The 17903-nt window shown below is 41.2% G+C and carries 15 protein-coding genes and 2 tRNA genes; 10 read left to right on the forward strand and 7 right to left on the reverse strand.

What is annotated here, in order from left to right:
* Window positions 1-187 precede the first annotated feature (187 nt).
* Window positions 188-850, reverse strand: a complete 663-nt coding sequence (locus tag M3O96_RS21025; protein ID WP_249724474.1) for a metal-dependent transcriptional regulator — start codon at window positions 848-850, stop codon at window positions 188-190.
* Window positions 851-1287: 437 nt separating this feature from the next.
* Window positions 1288-2412 (reverse strand): glycosyltransferase family protein, encoded by a 1125-nt coding sequence (locus tag M3O96_RS21030; RefSeq protein ID WP_249724477.1) that lies wholly within the window; start codon window positions 2410-2412, stop codon window positions 1288-1290.
* Between the two features lie 36 nt (window positions 2413-2448).
* Here M3O96_RS21030 and M3O96_RS21035 point away from each other — a divergent pair, with 36 nt between their 5' ends.
* Both M3O96_RS21035 and M3O96_RS21040 read left to right on the forward strand, forming a co-directional pair.
* Window positions 2449-3267, forward strand: coding sequence for a 2,3,4,5-tetrahydropyridine-2,6-dicarboxylate N-succinyltransferase (locus tag M3O96_RS21035; RefSeq protein ID WP_249724479.1), 819 nt, complete (start codon window positions 2449-2451; stop codon window positions 3265-3267).
* Between the two features lie 15 nt (window positions 3268-3282).
* Window positions 3283-3885: a tetratricopeptide repeat protein gene (locus M3O96_RS21040; protein ID WP_249724494.1), complete on the forward strand. Its 603-nt coding sequence runs from the start codon at window positions 3283-3285 to the stop codon at window positions 3883-3885.
* Window positions 3886-4258: 373 nt separating this feature from the next.
* Here the strand turns inward: M3O96_RS21040 and M3O96_RS21045 are convergent, their stop codons facing one another.
* Window positions 4259-5023, reverse strand: coding sequence for a tetratricopeptide repeat protein (locus M3O96_RS21045; protein ID WP_249724497.1), 765 nt, complete (start codon window positions 5021-5023; stop codon window positions 4259-4261).
* A gap of 165 nt (window positions 5024-5188) precedes the next feature.
* Between M3O96_RS21045 and M3O96_RS21050 the strand changes: the two genes are divergently transcribed.
* The 5 genes from M3O96_RS21050 (at window position 5189) to M3O96_RS21070 (ending at window position 9293) form a co-directional block, all read left to right on the forward strand.
* Window positions 5189-5641 carry a DUF937 domain-containing protein gene (locus tag M3O96_RS21050; protein WP_249724500.1) on the forward strand — a complete coding sequence of 151 codons (453 nt, stop codon included), beginning with the start codon at window positions 5189-5191 and terminating at the stop codon, window positions 5639-5641.
* A 27-nt stretch (window positions 5642-5668) separates the two neighbouring features.
* Window positions 5669-6076: a DUF4332 domain-containing protein gene (locus M3O96_RS21055; protein ID WP_249724502.1), complete on the forward strand. Its 408-nt coding sequence runs from the start codon at window positions 5669-5671 to the stop codon at window positions 6074-6076.
* Window positions 6077-6167: 91 nt separating this feature from the next.
* The gene (locus M3O96_RS21060) at window positions 6168-7709 is read left to right on the forward strand and encodes a helicase HerA-like domain-containing protein (protein ID WP_249724505.1); all 1542 of its coding nucleotides are present in this window, start codon (window positions 6168-6170) and stop codon (window positions 7707-7709) included.
* Window position 7710: 1 nt separating this feature from the next.
* A complete protein-coding gene (locus M3O96_RS21065) occupies window positions 7711-8931 on the forward strand; it encodes a BaiN/RdsA family NAD(P)/FAD-dependent oxidoreductase (RefSeq protein ID WP_249724506.1) in 1221 nt (406 codons plus the stop codon).
* 2 nt (window positions 8932-8933) lie between these two features.
* Window positions 8934-9293, forward strand: coding sequence for a hypothetical protein (locus M3O96_RS21070; protein WP_249724509.1), 360 nt, complete (start codon window positions 8934-8936; stop codon window positions 9291-9293).
* A gap of 4 nt (window positions 9294-9297) precedes the next feature.
* Here the strand turns inward: M3O96_RS21070 and gap are convergent, their stop codons facing one another.
* On the reverse strand, window positions 9298-10293 hold the full coding sequence (gene gap / locus M3O96_RS21075; protein ID WP_249724526.1) for a type I glyceraldehyde-3-phosphate dehydrogenase: 996 nt from the start codon (window positions 10291-10293) through the stop codon (window positions 9298-9300).
* Window positions 10294-10485: 192 nt separating this feature from the next.
* On the opposite strand from gap, the gene M3O96_RS21080 reads away from it, so the two are divergent.
* A tRNA-Glu gene (locus M3O96_RS21080) sits at window positions 10486-10560 on the forward strand.
* A gap of 39 nt (window positions 10561-10599) precedes the next feature.
* Window positions 10600-10671 (forward strand) — tRNA-Glu (locus M3O96_RS21085).
* 153 nt (window positions 10672-10824) lie between these two features.
* Here the strand turns inward: M3O96_RS21085 and M3O96_RS21090 are convergent.
* The 3 genes from M3O96_RS21090 to M3O96_RS21100 form a co-directional block, all read right to left on the reverse strand.
* On the reverse strand, window positions 10825-13029 hold the full coding sequence (locus M3O96_RS21090) for a B12-binding domain-containing radical SAM protein (RefSeq protein WP_249724540.1): 2205 nt from the start codon (window positions 13027-13029) through the stop codon (window positions 10825-10827).
* 255 nt (window positions 13030-13284) lie between these two features.
* Window positions 13285-13782 carry a hypothetical protein gene (locus M3O96_RS21095; RefSeq protein ID WP_249724543.1) on the reverse strand — a complete coding sequence of 166 codons (498 nt, stop codon included), beginning with the start codon at window positions 13780-13782 and terminating at the stop codon, window positions 13285-13287.
* Between the two features lie 397 nt (window positions 13783-14179).
* Window positions 14180-16717, reverse strand: a complete 2538-nt coding sequence (locus M3O96_RS21100) for a M14 family zinc carboxypeptidase (protein ID WP_249724544.1) — start codon at window positions 16715-16717, stop codon at window positions 14180-14182.
* A 169-nt stretch (window positions 16718-16886) separates the two neighbouring features.
* Here M3O96_RS21100 and M3O96_RS21105 point away from each other — a divergent pair, with 169 nt between their 5' ends.
* Window positions 16887-17645 (forward strand): 3-keto-disaccharide hydrolase, encoded by a 759-nt coding sequence (locus M3O96_RS21105; protein ID WP_249724548.1) that lies wholly within the window; start codon window positions 16887-16889, stop codon window positions 17643-17645.
* Window positions 17646-17903: the final 258 nt, after the last annotated feature.

Below are 17903 nucleotides of genomic sequence, written 5' to 3' on the forward strand. Positions count from 1 at the left end.
AACCCGACAACACGAAGCAGACAACCACTACAACAATTACAACCCAATCCTGAGAGAGATTCTTCGCTTCACTCAGAATGACGGATTCGACAACCTGACAACGCGGAGCAGACACCCCGACAACGCGCAGCAGACAACAATTACAACAACTATAACAATTACAACAACTACAACATTCAACCCTCCTTTACACCATCACCAATATATTCCCTGCTACATCCTTCGACATGAAGATTGACTTTTTATTGTCAACCAAGATTTCGACAGAACCGTCAAATTCTGTCTTGTCCATCACTTTGATCCTAGCACCGATATAGGCACCAACTTTATCAAGGTATCGGAGGAATGCCGGACTGCTGTCTTTGACGGCTACGATCTGACCTGTTGAACCTAAGTCAAGCTCATTGAGCAATTGCCGTGGTCTAGCTCGGATGTCACCGTACTCATCGGGGATAGGGTCTCCGTGTGGATCGAATTTTGGGAAACCCAGATATTCATCTAGCCTTTGGGTCAGAACTCTTGATTTGACATGGGACAATTCATCGGCAACCTCATGAACTTCATCCCAGGAGAATTTTAATTTCTCGACCAAAAACACTTCCCAAAGGCGGTGCTTCCGGATAGTTTGGAGCGCCAATTTTTTTCCTTCTTCCGTAATGTGAAGCCCATAGTATTTGCGGTATTCGATTACTTCTTTTTCGCCCAACTTCCGCAGCATGTCCGAAACAGAGGCGGGCTTGGTTTTCATTTCAGCCGACACATCATTGGTCGATACGCCTTTTTTGCCGCCTTCCGATAGGTGGTAGATGGCTTTCAAATAATTCTCTTCAGCAGGGGTGAGGGTAATCATAATTCGTTGGTTTAAGTGCAAAGATAGAGATTTAGACTGACCTTAAAAATAGTTTCAGAGAGACTAAATCGACTGTGGATAAGTCTTTGGATACTGTGATAATTGATTTAGGGCTGTCTAAAAATAATATTAGACAAGTTATAAAAATGCAATAACTCATTGAAAAACAATTGATTGATATTAAATAAATTCGGTTTTTACCGCATGATTCCATTTGATTTAGGAGTTTCCTTTATGGTATACTGGGTTTCCAAAATGGGTGGAAAGTGGATAACTTTTTGAAATACTAAGCGAAAAAGTGAATTTGAATGAAAGTTTTTGGGAAGGGAGCAAAACAAGTTTTGCTGAATAAATATTTTTTTGATTGGGATTTACGTGTTGGAATTCAGTCTAAATCATTCAGAATTAGCCTATTCAAAAATGATTCATAAAAAGTACTAAGGACGAATTGTCAATCTCTCGATTACCTCTAAAAAGCTGTCCTCATCACTTATCCACAACACTTCTTCACCTGGTTTTTGGACAAAAAATGGGGTGTTTAAAAAGGCCTCTAGCTGCTGTCCGGAATGGGTCAAGTCTGTAAAATCAATTCCTTGTCCTGAGGGATAAACCGAACAAATCTTTTCCCATTTTGAATTGATCTGAAACAGACACGGTTTTCCCAAAGCAATGCTCTCGTACATCTTGCTCGGGATTTTGGAACTGATACTCGGTTTTTGATGGTAGGGAAGCAGTACAATATCAGACTCCGCATAAGCCATTAATACCGCTGTGTAAAGAATGGGATTTTCTGATCCCTGGAAACGTATTGAACTTTGGTCAGCCGTTGCTTCCTTAAGTTTTTGATAAAATACAGGCATCGGGACGTGTCCGATAACTGTCAATGTGGCTTGTGGATAATAGAAATGAATGGATTTAAACCATTCTATCCCTTCCAATATGCCATAGACTTCCGTCAATGTTCCTGATATCAAAAACCTAAGGTTTTGTCCTGAAGAAAGAGTAAAAGAATTGATATCTCTTGCAGGTCCGTAGTACTTGTTGGGGAGGAGGGTATGGTTTTTAATCTTTGGGAACTCTATCTGATATACTTCCTCGGCAAAAAAATAATGGTCAATAAAGGGTTTTGAACAGGATTCAACAAAAGAAACGAAGGAAATGGCTAACTTTTTTTTCCAACCTGACATTGTTTTGTTCTGACTGAGGTTCAGGACATGGTTTTCCTGCAGGTCATATACCAAGGTAAATCTCAATAAACATTTGGCTAGAAGAGCAGCAGGCAAAAGCTCAAAAGTGGTAATAATGACCATTTTGGGCTTGATTTTATTGATCCTCTTGAAAAACCTCCAACCCGCAAATAATCTAGAAAAGTGATTTCTGTTTTTACTAAAAATAGCGTGGAATTTTATGTTTTTTTCATCGGATTCTTTTTTTAAAGAAAATCCTATGATGTTAATAAGGTATTTATTTGTTTCACGCATCGAAATGCCGAACCTATAATATGCCCGTGGATCCTTGAGTGGTTTGAGGACGGATGCAATTACAATAGGAATTTGATGCATGGAATGGTAAAAATTTTGAAGACAGAAATCAAAAATATGGAATTATTAAAGTCGATCATTGAAAAGGCCTGGGAAAACAGGGAATTGTTAAAAGAAAAGGAGGTTGAAATCGCCATCAAAACTGTCATATCCGAACTTGACAGTGGGGGTATCCGGGTTGCTGAGCCTTTGGAAGACGGGAGTTGGCAGGTAAATGATTGGGTAAAAAAAGCAGTGATTCTCTATTTCCCCATCCAAAAGATGCATACTATCGAAGTCGGTCCTTTTGAATTCCATGATAAAATGGCTTTGAAAACCAACTATGCCAAACAAGGTGTGAGGGTAGTTCCACATGCTGTAGCGAGGTATGGAGCCTTTTTGGCTAGCGGGGTCATTATGATGCCTTCCTACGTGAATATTGGGGCCTATGTCGATAGTGGCACGATGGTTGATACTTGGGCAACTGTTGGTTCTTGTGCCCAAATAGGTAAAAATGTCCACCTCAGTGGCGGTGTCGGTATAGGAGGGGTTTTAGAACCTGTTCAGGCGGCCCCTGTTATCGTGGAAGATGGCGCTTTTATTGGCTCAAGAGCAATCATCGTTGAAGGAGTAAGAATCGGGAAAGAAGCAGTGATCGGGGCAGGGGTAACCCTTACCGCAAGTTCAAAAATCATTGATGTCACAGGCTCTGAACCAAAAGAATACAAAGGATATGTTCCGCCAAGATCTGTGGTAATTCCGGGGACCTTGACAAAGAAATTTCCTGCAGGTGATTTTCAGGTTCCATGCGCTTTGATTATTGGTCAAAGAAAAGCTTCAACTGACTTGAAAACCTCCCTCAACGATGCATTAAGAGAAAATAATGTAGCCGTTTAATATTACAGTTTTAAAATGAAAGTTAAGTATTGGGTTTTTGCCATCCTTATAGGCATCCTGTCATTGTCATCTTGTTCGGAAAACATTTCCCACAAAGGAGATAGTTTATTTGGTCAAGAAAAATACCAAGAGGCGATCGATGAATACAATAAGGTTCTGAAAAACAATCCTAAGTATTTGAAGGGTTTGTATAATAGAGGAAGGGCTTATGAAGAACTTGGGCAGTTTAAAAAAGCAGAAGAGGATTTTCTAGCTGCTTTTGCCATTGACAATAAAAATACCCAGGTGATGATGAGTCTTTCCAATATCTACCAAAAGCAAAAAAACCACAATTCAGCTTTGTTGTTTGCGGATTATGCTGTGCAGGTGGTTGGGGCACCTGCAATGGCTTTTTTCCTCAAAGGAAGAGCACTTCATCAAATCGGAAACACAGGGGAAGCCATGATAGAATACAGTACTGCTATCAAAATGGATAAAGATTTTGGGCAGGCTTACTATTACCGGGGTATGTTAAAGTTCGCCACGGACAAGAAAAAACAAGGGTGTGAAGACATTAAAATTTCCCTGAAACTGAACTATAAAGATGCTCAGGCTGCTTCTGATAAATATTGTAAGTAGAGTTATCGAACCAAAATAAAAACAAAAAGCCTGAGGTCAATCTCAGGCTTTTTGTTTTTGAGGCAATTACAAAAAATTCAAGCAGACAAAGAAGAAGGAATTGTTTAGTGATTCTTGAATTAATTGGGATTTGGCTTAGATATATTTCGTACCTAAAGGCACTTAAATCCACTTAAATCAAATTCCTTCTAGCAATATTTTGTCCCTAAAGGGACATAAATTAAAGGTAACCCATTATCCCAAACCAATTAACCCCTAACCAATTAACTTTTAACCCAATAACTCCTAACCAACCCTTCGACAAGCTCAGGGACCTAAAAACAAATAACCAATTAACCCCTAACCAAATAACCCCTAGCCAATTAACCATTCTTTAATGACTCATTTCCTTTAACTTTTCAAATCCAGTCGAAAAATGCCTTGGATGGGAGCCCTGTTTATGGTCACAAATCTCCTCAGACAATAACCTGCCCTGACCCCTGCAAGTCCTACAATCACTCAATTCTTTTAAATTTCCCATACACTTGGGACAGGTATGTTTTCCGTCTCCAGAGCATTTATCACATTCATAGTATTCAAGGATATTGAATATATTTTTCTTGGTCACCAACCCCGAACCCCTGCATTTGGTACAGCCAACCATACCCCTTGCTTTGCAATACATACATGCCTGCTCTATTTGTCTTTCGCCTTCACAGGTGGGACAATTCAGGTAGCGGTAGCCTCTGTTGTCGCACAGTTTGCAATTGAAGATACTTGCCATGTTGGACTTAAGCTTTTTCTCCAAAGACTTTGCAGACTCATAATTATCCCCTTTGTAGCCATTGATTTCGAGGTATTTATTCAAAAAATTAAGACTGTTGTCAAATTGGCCAAGCTGAAATAGGGTTTCAGCAAAGAAATATGGCATTTCAGGAGGAATCGAAAGGTTGTTTTCAATAATCTGCCTGAAATAAGCATTGGCTCTTTCAAAATCTCCCTTTTCCATTTCTGCCAATGCACTGTTCATCAATCTATTGGATCCACCCAAACTTGGTTTGACTTGGGAGATGGCCGGTGAAATATGTGAAAGGAGGAACAGTCCTAAAAATATGAATCGCAGAATTGAATTTGTATTACCTAGCTTAATCAAAATCATCTTCAAATATGGGAATTTGGTAAATTATTTGGAACAAAGTAAATACCTTTAATCAACAAAACAATGGTAAAAATGTGTGAGACTGATCTAAAAATAAACTCTTTTAAAAAACCACGGAAACCGTTTATTTATTAATTTGTTTTATAATAAGTAACCATTTACACTATGCTACAGGAAATAATAGGGCAAGTATCCACCCAACTTATGTCGGGATTGAAGGAAAAAGTAGGTCTTGACCCGGACCAAGCCAAGCAGGCTTTGGACTTGTCAAAGGACAGTTTGGTTTCCTCAATTGGCCAAGAAGCCATTTCAGGAAACCTTGACGGGATCTTGAATATGGTGAATATGGGTGCATCTGCCAATCAATCACCAATATTTCAAAAGCTCCTCGGTGGATTGGACAAGGATCTCATTTCTAAAATGGGCGTTTCACCGGAGATAGCCGGCAAGATCAGCACGGTGGTCCTTCCTGTCATCATCAAGGCTATTTCCGATTACAAAGAAGGCAACTTGGATATCTCTGACTTTACCAAAATGCTTGGAGGGGGCCTGGGAGATTCACTTTTGGGAAAAGCAGGTGGATTTTTGAAGGGAGGACTAGGAAATTTATTCAAATAATTTCTTTTACTTAAATATTAAAATTTTATGGCAAAAACCATCACCATGATCGAAGGAATCGGTCCAGCAAACAAAGAAAAACTGGCAGCAGCCGGAATCAGTACAGTTGAAGGCCTGTTGGAAAAAGGAGCTACCAAAAAAGGCCGCAAAGAAATAGCCGAAACAAGCGGTATCGGAGAAGGCGTCATCCTTGATTGGGTCAATATGGCCGATCTTTTCAGAATCAATGGCATCGCAAGCCAGTTTGCTGAATTGCTCAAAGCCGCTGGAGTGGATACCGTCAAAGAACTGAGAACCCGAAATGCGGAGAATCTTCACAAAGCATTGACCAAAACCAATGCAGAAAAAAGTCTCACAAGGGCGGTTCCGGCCATATCCCAGATTGAGGATTTTATTGGACAAGCTAAACTTATGGAACCAGTAGTCACCCATTAATTCCAAAACTTTTCACAAAAAACCTGAATCCACCCATTTGTATTCAGGTTTTTTTATTTTAGCTGAAAATTCACTCCTTTTAGTTTTTACTATGAGTAAATCAGAAGACTTCAAACAACACCTAGAGCAAGGATATACATTCAAAGGGGATTCAATAGTCCTTGGAACCGGGATTTTAAATCATGAACCGATTTCCCATGCCCAGGTAAAAATTCCTCTAAAAACCCTAAATAGGCACGGTCTGATAGCCGGTGCTACGGGTACAGGAAAAACCAAAACCCTTCAGGTGATTGCAGAACAGCTTTCACTCCATGGCGTTCCTTCAGTTTTGATGGATCTCAAAGGTGATTTGTCCGGGATAGCGAGGGCGGGAAGTTTGAATTCCCATATTGAAAAAAGAAGTAGTCTGATCGGGGTGGAATACCAGGCTGCAGGACTGCCTGTCGAATTGATGTCCATCAGCCACGAAAAAGGGGTAAAGCTCAAAGCTACTGTTTCAGAATTTGGACCTGTACTGATTTCCCAGATTATGGAATTGAATGATACCCAAAGGGGAGTAATCGCCTTGGTTTTTAGGTATTGTGACACCCATCATTTGCCTTTATTGGACCTGAAGGACCTTAAGAAAGTACTCCAATATGTGATCAACGAGGGCAAAGAAGAGATTGCTAAAGAATTTGGAGCTGTTTCCTCTGCCACTGTCAACACAATCATGAGGAAAATCATTGAGTTGGAGCAGCAGGGAGCAGAAAACTTCTTTGGAGAACCATCCTTCGATGTGCAGGATTTTGTGAGAACAGTAGATGGCAAAGGGGTGGTTTCGATCATCCGCTTGACCGATATTCAAAATAAGCCCAAGCTATTTTCGACCTTTATGCTGAGCTTGTTGTCGGAGATATATGAGACATTTCCGGAACAGGGGGATGCCGACAAACCAAAATTGTGTCTCTTTATAGATGAAGCCCATTTGGTTTTTTCTACCGCTTCCAAGGACTTGATCGAAAAGATTGAAGCCATCGTGAAGTTGATCAGGTCAAAGGGGGTAGGGATATTTTTCTGTACACAGACACCTACAGATGTTCCGGATAACGTATTGGGACAGTTGGGTTTAAAGATCCAACATTCATTGAGGGCTTTCACTGCGAAAGATAGAAAGGCAATATCAAAAACGGCTGAAAATTATCCCATTTCCACCTTTTATAAAACAGATGAGGTATTGACATCCATGGGGATTGGAGAGGCTTTGGTAACGGTGTTGAATGAAAAAGGAATTCCTACGCCTTTGGCACACACACTTCTAAGGGCACCGGTATCTAGGATGGATATATTGACTGATGGAGAAATTGACAGCTTGGTTAGTGCTTCCTCGCTAGTGAGAAAATACAATATAGAAATTGATAGGGAAAGTGCCTTTGAACTATTGGATCAAAAAATCAGTAGGGCAGAGGCTGCTGCCGAAGCTGTCAAAAACCAACAAATCCCAAGTTCCAAAGCAAAAGGAAAGCCTGTCCAAGAAACTTCCTTCATCGAAGAACTGAGCAAAAACACCATGGTAAGACAAATTGGAAGAAGTATCTTCAGGGAATTGACCAGGGGAATATTAGGGTCTTTCTCAGGAAGTAAAAAGAGATAATGTGGGTAAGTTAAAAATCGGAGTTATTGGGGCAGGTGCAGCAGGATATTTTGCAGCCATATATGCCGCCCAAAATGGTGCAGAGGTAACGATCATCGAAAAGACATCCAAACCCCTCGCCAAAGTGAAGATATCAGGCGGTGGCAGATGCAATGTCACCCATGCTGCCCATGCGATTTCCACACTTTCCAAAAATTACCCTAGAGGAGAAAAATTCCTTAAAAAAGTATTCAGTCATTTTGCCGTCAAAGATACCATTCATTGGTTTGAATCCCGGGGAGTGGCATTGAAAACGGAGGCCGATGGCCGGATGTTTCCTGTTTCGGATGACTCTCAATCTATTGTGGATACATTGCAGTCTACTGCCAATCAATCTAATATCAAAGTTCTGCTTAATTTTGCTGTAAAGACAATTTCGAAAACTGACACAGGATTTAAACTATATTCAGGAGACAGGTTTTTGGAATTTGACCGGATTGTAGTCTGCACAGGTGGAAGCTCCAAGGAAGATGGATTTAAATTTCTTTCCAATTTCAAACATACGATCGAACCTCCGATTCCTTCTTTGTTCACTTTCAATACCCCACAAGAGCCGATCACCAAGCTGATGGGAATATCTGTTCCTGATGCGTATGTCAGACTTGAGGGTACGAAAATGGCCTACAGAGGACCATTATTGATTACCCATTGGGGACTAAGCGGACCGGCAGTGCTTAAACTTTCTGCATTTGGGGCCAAATGGCTTTTTGACCAACGATACAATGCCAAAGCCCATATCCGATGGGGAAATGATTGGACGGAGGAATGGCTTATCCAACAGCTTACTTCTTTCCAAAACAGCCACCCCAAAAAGAAAGTCACCACCAATCCATTTTTTGGACTGGCATCTAGGCTTTGGGAGCATCTCTGTGAAAGGTCCGAAATAGGAGCAGACATTCTTTGGCAGAATTTGCCAAAAAAGCAGTTCAATAAATTGGTTCAAAATCTTTTTTGTTATATTGTTGCTGTTGAGGGAAAGACAACATTCAAAGAAGAATTTGTGACAGCAGGAGGAGTTGTGTTGGATGAAGTCAACCCGGAAACAATGGAAAGCAAATTAGTAAATGGTTTGTTTTTCGCAGGAGAAGTACTAAATATAGACGGGATTACAGGCGGATTCAATTTTCAGGCCGCTTGGAGTACTGGTTATTTAGCTGGATCAAGTGCTAACCAATCAAAATAATAATGCTCGAAAACCACCTCCCGGTCAACTTTGACAAAATCGAAGAAATGTCAGAAGGCGATGCTGAATTCAAAGCGGAGCTGATAAATGCATTGTACAATTCTCTTTCAGAATTGAAGGTAAAGTACCTCGAGGGTGCTGAGTCTCAGGATTTGGAGATCATTTCCCAAATTCGGCACAAAGTAAAACCCGCCCTTACTTTATTTGAAATTGACATTTTGGGTGGAATCATCCAGGAGGGAAAGGAAATAATTGTCGAAAAAGGTTTCAATCAAGACTTTTTACATCACTTAGAACAATTCCTCGATGCTGTTCAAAATGCCATTGACCATGTTGGGACCCATTTGGAGAAGGGTGATTGAAATATCACCCTATTTTTTGAACCAAATCAACCAATCTGTTGGAATAACCGGCTTCATTGTCATACCAACCTACAATTTTTATAAGATTACCTTTAGCTGAGGTCAATGCGGAATCAAAAATGCAGGAATGTGGATTGCCTATAATATCGATGGACACGATTGGAGCATCTTCATATTCAATGATTCCTTTCATATACCCTTCAGATTCTCTTTTGAAGACTGCATTCAATTCCTCTGTTGTGGTTTCTTTTTGTAACAAAACCACCAAATCCGTCAGTGACCCATCAGGAACAGGTACCCGCATTGCAGAGGCATCTATTTTTCCTTTTAAAGCCGGCAAAACAAGCTCCATAGCCTTTGCCGCATTGGTAGTGGTGGGAATGATGGAATAAGCCGCTGCCCGCGCCCTTCTCAAATCCCGATGTGGGGCATCATGTAGGTTTTGGTCATTGGTATAGGAATGCACAGTAGACACAAATCCCTTTTCAATGCCAAAATTATCTTCCAAAACTTTCACCATAGGAGCGAGGCAATTGGTGGTGCAGGAAGCATTCGAAATGATGTTTTCCTGTCCGGTCAAAATATGTTCATTGACCCCAAGGACAATCGTGGGGACATCTTTGGAGGGTGAGGGGGCAGTGATGATTACTTTTTTTGCGCCGGCTTTGATGTGGCTTTCTGCGTGGGATTTTTCGGTGAATTTACCTGTGGATTCCAATACGATATCAATGTCCAGATCACCCCAAGGAATATTTTCAGGATTCCTTTCAGCAAATATATGGATGGTTTTTCCTTTTACTTCGATATTGCCATCCACGGCTTTGACAGCAAAAGGGTATTTGCCATGAACGGAATCATATTGGAGCAGGTGAGCTAGGGTTTTGGGGTCCGAAAGGTCATTGACCGCAACGAGTTCGACGTTTTGCTTTTCAAGCAAAAGCTTGAAAGTCAACCTTCCAATCCGGCCAAAACCATTGATGGCCACTCTTATTTTTTTCATGTCAGCTTAATGATACTTTAAATCAAAGGCGAAAGTAAGGATTTGCATGCAAAGCTTGCCAATAAATTTTCAGGTTAATTATCAATGTTTTGACTACCAAAACCAAATATTTTTTTGTCTTGTTTTGCATTCTTATTTAAAGCCGCTATATTTGCAACACCTTTCAAAAAAGAGGTCAAAACCCACAAAAATGGTCGATTCGTCTAGGGGTTAGGACGTATCCCTTTCACGGATAAAACACGGGTTCGATTCCCGTATCGACTACCAAAACACTGGAAAAATCCAGTGTTTTCTTTTTGACTTCATGGTCGATTCGTCTAGGGGTTAGGACGTATCCCTTTCACGGATAAAACACGGGTTCGATTCCCGTATCGACTACAACAAATTGATGTTTTTCATCTTTCGGATTGCATATGAGAGTATGCATGAAGAGCTTGTTTTATGGTTGTTAGTGGTTAAAGTGAATGAAAACCCGGTCTTTTAGGCCGGGTTTTTCTTTTTATTTTATACTTGTTTCAAAAGTTTTTCAACTCAAACCAACACCAATCCATACTCCAACAGCGACCTCCAAACCTTGGAACCTAAAAAGCGGTCAAAATCTCCCAAGTTTGCCTCCGTATACTTTTCTTCAAACTCCGAAAAGGTCATCTCTTTTTTCCCAAGTTTGGGTGTGATCTCCCGAAGGATTGTTTCCAGCCATTCTCCTTCTTCTTGCCTTACCAGAATTTCTTCAGTTCCATTTTTGTTTTCGATCACCAAAGGCCACAATTCTGTCTTCTTGCCTTTTTTCACAAAAGCCGTTCTTTCCAGTTCAGGTTCATTACCCAACCAAATCAATTTGGCATTGGGTTTCAGGATATTGCCTGTTTCGATCTGAATGGCATTGTGGATAAAATTGGGGGAAACGGATGTTTTTGGGATTTTGAAACCAAACCATTCCTGCAGGGGAAAATCAAAACAAATCCCGTGCATGTAATTGAATAGGGCTTTTTTGAGGCCTTCACTGAACAGTTCATGGTCAGCCCCAATTGGATCCTCATGACTCAGGTCGTTATCCGCAAAAAGGCCTTTTTCAGGTCCGGTACGGACCACCTTAAATGCGCCCGGATCAATACCTATTGGTGCATGGGAAGTCATCGCAAACAAATGCCAAAATCCGGATTGCAGGATATTATTCATAAAGAGTTGCCTGACCATCTCCAAGCTGTCAACGGTCTCTTGGGCAGTCTGCGTCGGAAAACCATACATCAGGTAAGCGTGAACCATCACACCGGATTCTGTGAAATTCCTTGCCACTCGGGCAACTTGGGAGACTGTGACACCTTTTTGCATCATCTGCAGCAACCTGTCTGAGGCCACTTCCAAACCGCCGGAAACAGCAATACACCCTGAGGCCTTCAGCAACCTGCACAAGTCATAAGTAAATCTTTCCTCAAAACGGATATTGGTCCACCACGTGATTTTTAGATTTCTCTTCAGGATTTCGATCGCCAATTCACGCATCAGGGCAGGAGGGGCAGCTTCATCCACAAAGTGAAAGCCTGTTTCACCTGTCTGTGCAATCAATTCCTCAATCCGGTCACAGATGATAGTGGCACTGATAGGCTCGTAATTTTTGATATAATCCAAGGTCACATCGCAGAAAGAACATTTTTTCCAATAGCAGCCATGTGCCATCGTCAGCTTGTTCCACCGGCCATCCGACCAAAGGCGGTGCATGGGATTTGCAATCTCGATGACGGATAGGTATTTGTTCAGAGGCAATCCCGAATAATCAGGCGTCCCTGTTTGGCTAAAGGGGATGTCGGTATTCTTAGCGCCATTGAGGTAGCTGACTTTTCCATCGACCAAGGCAAAGGTTCTTTTGAGTTGGTCCAGGCTTCTTGCTCCCTCCAAATGCTCCAAAAGGCAAGTGAGAGGCCTTTCTCCATCATCCAAAGTGATAAAATCCACAAAGTTAAACACTCTCGGTTCATTGATTGACCGGAGTTCAGTATTGGGATAGCCGCCACCCATAGCAACCTTGATATGGGGATAATGGGCTTTGATGTATTTGCCACAACGCAGGGCGCCATAAAGATTTCCGGGGAAAGGAACCGAAAGACAGACAAAATAAGGATCGGTTTCTTGGATCAGTTTTTCCAATTCCTCCAATAAAAACTGATCGGTAAAAGATTCGGGACCTTCCAATGCCTCATTCAAAGCATCAAATGAAGTCGCAGACCTTCCCAAACGCTCGGCATACCGACTGAAACCAAAGTGCGGATCCAAGGCTTCGCTGATCAAATCTCCGATATCCTCTAAGTACAAAGTGGCGAAATGCCTTGCTTTGTCTTGGATGCCCATCGTCCCAAATGCCCAATCCAAATCATCCAATTGGTCAAAGCGGGAGGCCTGTGGCAGGAAGTCGCCATCACAGATATTATAGGCCAAAGTGGGATTGTCAAACTGTAGAAATCGGATGACTGGATCAATGGTATACAGGTAGTCATTCTGTAATTTGACAATCCTTTGGATGTTATTGGAATAGTTTTTAACTCCTTTATTTTCAATAGATTGAAATACTTTGATTAAACCTTCTTTTGAAAAAATTCTCAGAATTACTTTGATGCCCAAGTCACTTTGAAATGCCGTTTTTCCCAACGTATTCAAATACCCTTTGATATAGGCAGTCGCCGGGTAGGGGGTATTGAGTTGGGTAAATGGAGGAGTAAGGAGGAGGATTGACTTTGACACTGAATTTGAATTTGTTCCAAATTTGGTGATTTTTTATGGAGAAGGGGAAAAAATGAAAGCAAAAATAAAAAGGTAATATGTGTATCCGCTTTAATGCACGTTGCCAAACTAAATAATGGTTGGGTTACGATTAGCGGTTCTGTGGACAGTGGACTGTCGTCAGTGGACGTGTATCCGCATCCGATAAAGTCTTATGAAGCCCAACGTCTAACATTGCGGATACTCATAAAAGGTAAAGTGAATGCAATATTGTCTTTACTTTTTCTTACTGTAATTGAAATAGGACAAATCATTAAAACAACATGGACCAAGATTGACCAAACGATTGTCGCTGTAAAGGATCATTCTTTCTGTAGGACCCCAACCATAAAAATACGGTCCCAGGTTAACACAAGTCCAACAAGGAACCTTCTCGGCTAAATCTTGTGTTTGTGAATAGGATAGAGGAAAATACAGATTGATATAAGTACGGATTTCGTCTACCTGATTTTCCGCCGGAGCTTCAAACTTAAAACTTCCTGAAAAAGTGACTCCTATTTTGGAATTAAATTTCGTAAAAGTGCCATTTCTGAAAAATTCATATTCCTCACTGTACCCTATTTCATCTTTGGAAAGCTTTGTTCCAAGATGAGGGGTGACAATTTCGATTTTTTCCCAAGTACCATTAAGGATCTTATCTGGACTGTTTGGGTCTTCTTTTTCGCAAGAAGACAATATCAAAATAGAAAGAAGTGCGTATAAAATATTTTTCATGGCGACCATTCTTGTTCAAACAACGCCAAATTTAAGTATAAATTGTATATAAATAACCTGATTTAGTAGGCTTTAAGTTATAGAATAAAAATCAAAAATAGCTGCCTGATAGGCCATTACACAACAAGACCTTTAAAATTTCCAATATCAAAAAAAACCAAAATTAAATCAGATTCAAACCTTGTGAAACGGAAATAAAAAGGGCAAAAGCAAGAAGAAATCTCACTTTTGCCTTTTCACCTTTTCTTTAAATTTTATGTAAATGCCATTATGCCTGTTAATCGATATCCTTGATTAAATCATGGCATAAGCCCGAAATGTCCGGTACATCGGACTTCCGACTTCCGTCTGTTTAAAGTAGAATATGTGGTTACTGGCAAAGAATCCAATAACTACCTTAAATCTTATCCCCAAAGAAGATGGCATTGAAAAACAGCTTGTTTGTCCCAAACCATGTTCCCCGGAAGTTGGGGTTGTCTATAAAGTGGATTACCCTTCCCTGACCGACTGGCGAAACCAACACACTTGCGCTTTGCTTGATTTTTTCAAGGTTTGCAGAAGAAACATATCCTCCAAGCAATGGATTCGCAGTATACCTGACCGGAGTTTGAGACTTGTTTTTGGAAGGTTTGAAGAAAAGGGTTGTATTTCTATAGACAGGAATTTCTGAATTTTTGTACCCAAATCCCAATGGATGGGTAGTATCCAATTTTCCCAAATAAATACTTCCGCCGATTTCCTGGGCTCCCGATAAGTTCCTTGAATCTGCAAATGGAACGGATTCAGGACCTTTTGCTTCTTCTACAGTTACAATTTCTTCCTGAACAATTCCCTGATTTTGGAGCCATTGACTCGCTGTTCGCATGGAAATAACCGTTCCCCCTCTTGAAAGCCAATCTTTCAAATGGGCGACTTGTGGTGCTGAAAGGCTAGAATAATTTCCTGAGGTAAGAATCAATGTGGTGTAGTCAAACAGATTCACCCTGCCGAACAATCCCAAATCTACTTTTGTCATTGGCATTCCTACTTTGGTATCCATGAGGTGCCATATTTCACCGGCTTCATATTGGGACGTTCCTTGACCGACAAGCATTAGAACTTTTGGTTTTTGGATGGCTGAGATACTGCCGCTACCCAAGTCAATCCCTTTGAGGCTAAATCCTGTCGTACTTGCAAATACATTTTGGCCGGCCAAATCAGCCGCTTGTTTCAATGCTTTTCTCAAATCATCGGGAGAAAGTTTTTGGAAAGCGGTTGGAATGACCAATGAACCTGAGGGGAATTCCTTTGAACCCTGATCGGTATTGGAAGAAAAAGGCTGTGCAGTGACTTCAACATGTACTCCTGCGTTTTGGATTTGATTCAGGAATTTGGCAGCAAAATAATCAGACCAATCCACCATATAAGCGACATATTTCCCGTCAGTAGGGAAGGTCAAGGTTTGGCTTGGAAGTTCCTTGATCTCCTTTCCGCTCGCTATTGTTTGTGTCGCGTATGGCATGCCATAAGCCAATGCCATGGTCCAGGAGGAAGCGTCATAAAATACCGAATCGGAAAATGTTATCACCTTTTCAAACATGGATCTTACCATCCTGTATTGTGGTTGGGAAGTAGGAACAATCCAGGATTTTCCTTTCTTAAATGACTTTCCTTCTGAAGTTATATCTTTTTCATTTTCAAATACTTTAATCTTATGATCCAATAATAACTTTAAGAAAAGTCTGTTTCGGGAATCATCTGACTCATCTCCAAAAACATACCCTTTGGCTTTGTCTTTACCTGCTTCAGTGATGGCAGTCTGGAAATATTCACGCAGGTATTTGTGCATGTATTCTCTTTCCTTGACCCCTGCTTCCATGGTCGCGATGGAAGTTTTGAGTTGGTTCCTGATCGTAAATTGAAAAGTGATATCTCCGCGCTGTGAGCTTTGGATATGACCTCGTGAACTCGCCTGCTCAAATACCAATCCCAATCCTCCCTGAATATCCGGATAGGTAGATCCATATCCGGGATAGCTGTTGTCAAAAACTTCCTTGGTCCAATACAAACTGCCGATATCATCCAAAGCCTTGGCAAAATAGCCCGCAAATTTGTTGTTGATTTCATCATAGTTTTTTCTTGGGATTACTGGGTTTTCACTGCCAAAAGGTTTGGTAGGCTCGAAGAAGTAGGTGGCATTGGTTCCCATTTCGTGAAAATCTCCCACCACATTCGGATACCAAGTATGGTACCAAGCGATTTTGGTTTGTAATTCAACCTGTGCCAAAGGCAACCAATCCCTGTTCAGGTCAAACCAATAGTGGTTAACGCGACCTGATGGCCATATTTCATTGTGTTCTCTGTCCAGAGGATCTGCAACAGGCGGAGTTCCTTTGTGCATGTTTGCCCAATTGGTGTGTCTGTCCCTTCCGTCAGGATTGATCGCGGGATCGATCATGACCACGGCATTGTTTCTGATTTCTTTGGCAAGGTCACTTTGCGAAGCCAAAAGCCAATAAGCTGTCAGGATGGAAGCTTCTCCACCGGAAGGTTCGTTGCCGTGGACGCTGTAGGCGAGGTTGACGATGGCGGGCATGCCACTGACATCAGGCATAGGCAAGGTAGGATCTACCAATTTCAAATGGTTAGTCCGGATAGATTCTAAGTTGGAAATGTTTTCTTTATTGCTGATCACAAGGACGACCAAAGGCCTCAGCTGATTTGTATAGCCGATGGTGTGAAGCTCGGCCATGTCAGATTTGTCAGCCAACAACTGAAAATATCCCACAAGACGGTCGTATCGGGTATGCCATTCACCTACGTGGTAACCCAAGTAAGAGTAGGGACTTGGAATGTCATTGGAGAAAGTTTCTCCGGGAAAATAGTATTCCTTTTGGGCTTTTGCAGAATATATGTGGAGCAAGAGCAAAGTAATCAGTAGAAGTTTCTTTCGCATAGATTTAAATTTGGAGGAAATTACCTGTAAGCTAGCACAAGCAAAACCAAAAATCCATCAACGGCTTTTGAAAGCTTGCGAATTGGCCTAATTTGTGACCTAGAATTCAATGATCGAATTTCAAATTGAATCCTTCAAAACCAAAAACAACAATAAAACCAAATAACCTATGAAAAAGCTTTTTCAAGCCTCATTGACAATGATTGCCCTGATGGCTTCTATGCCTCTTATTGCCCAACAAAAAGACATCAAACTTCCACCGGAAGCTACTGAATTTTGGGAACCTGTTCCCCGTAAAGTTACTGCGGCTGCGCAAATGGGACAAGCCCCTTCCGATGCGATTGTCATCTTTGATGGCAAGAACCTTGACAACTTTGTCAGTGCAAAGGATGGGAGTGCCCCACAATGGAAAGTTGAAAACGGGGCATTTACCGTAGTTCCTAAAACAGGTGGGATCAAAACCAAGCAAGGTTTCGGTGACATGCAACTTCACATCGAATGGTCTGCCCCAACAGTCATCAAAGGGGAAGGTCAGGGTAGAGGAAATTCCGGAATATTCTTAATGTCTTTGTACGAATTGCAAGTGTTGGATTCGTATGAAAGCAGGACATATTCCAACGGTCAGGCAGGAAGTATCTACAAACAACACCCTCCTTTGGTCAATGCGATGAAAGCTCCGGGAGAGTGGAACAGTTATGATGTGATTTTTACCGCTCCAAAGTTTAATGCAGATGGCATGTTGGTCACTCCTGCAAGAGTGACTGTGCTTCACAATGGGATTTTGGTACAGAATAATGTAGAAATCAAAGGTCCAACCGAATATATCGGAATCCCGAATTATAAAGCCCATGCTACTGAAATGCCACTTGAACTCCAAGACCATGGGGATTTGGTGAGTTACAGGAATATTTGGGTGAGGAAGTTGTAAAAGTGTCCGATGTCCGATGACCGATGAAATTATATAACATCCGTCATTCTTCATCAGAAATTATTGCTTTAAAAAGACGGAAGACAGAAGACGGAAAAATTCCATACTTCTGCCTTCCGTTTTTTTTTACTTCCAAATTCTCACCTCCAACTTCTCACTTCAAAATACTTGTTATTCTTTCTACCATCCTCACATCCGTCATCCGTCATCGGTCAAAACCCTCAGTTTGCCACGTACTTTTAACTTCCCACTTCCAAA

The organism is Aquiflexum sp. TKW24L, assembly GCF_023502205.1.
In the GTDB taxonomy this organism is placed as follows: domain Bacteria; phylum Bacteroidota; class Bacteroidia; order Cytophagales; family Cyclobacteriaceae; genus Cognataquiflexum.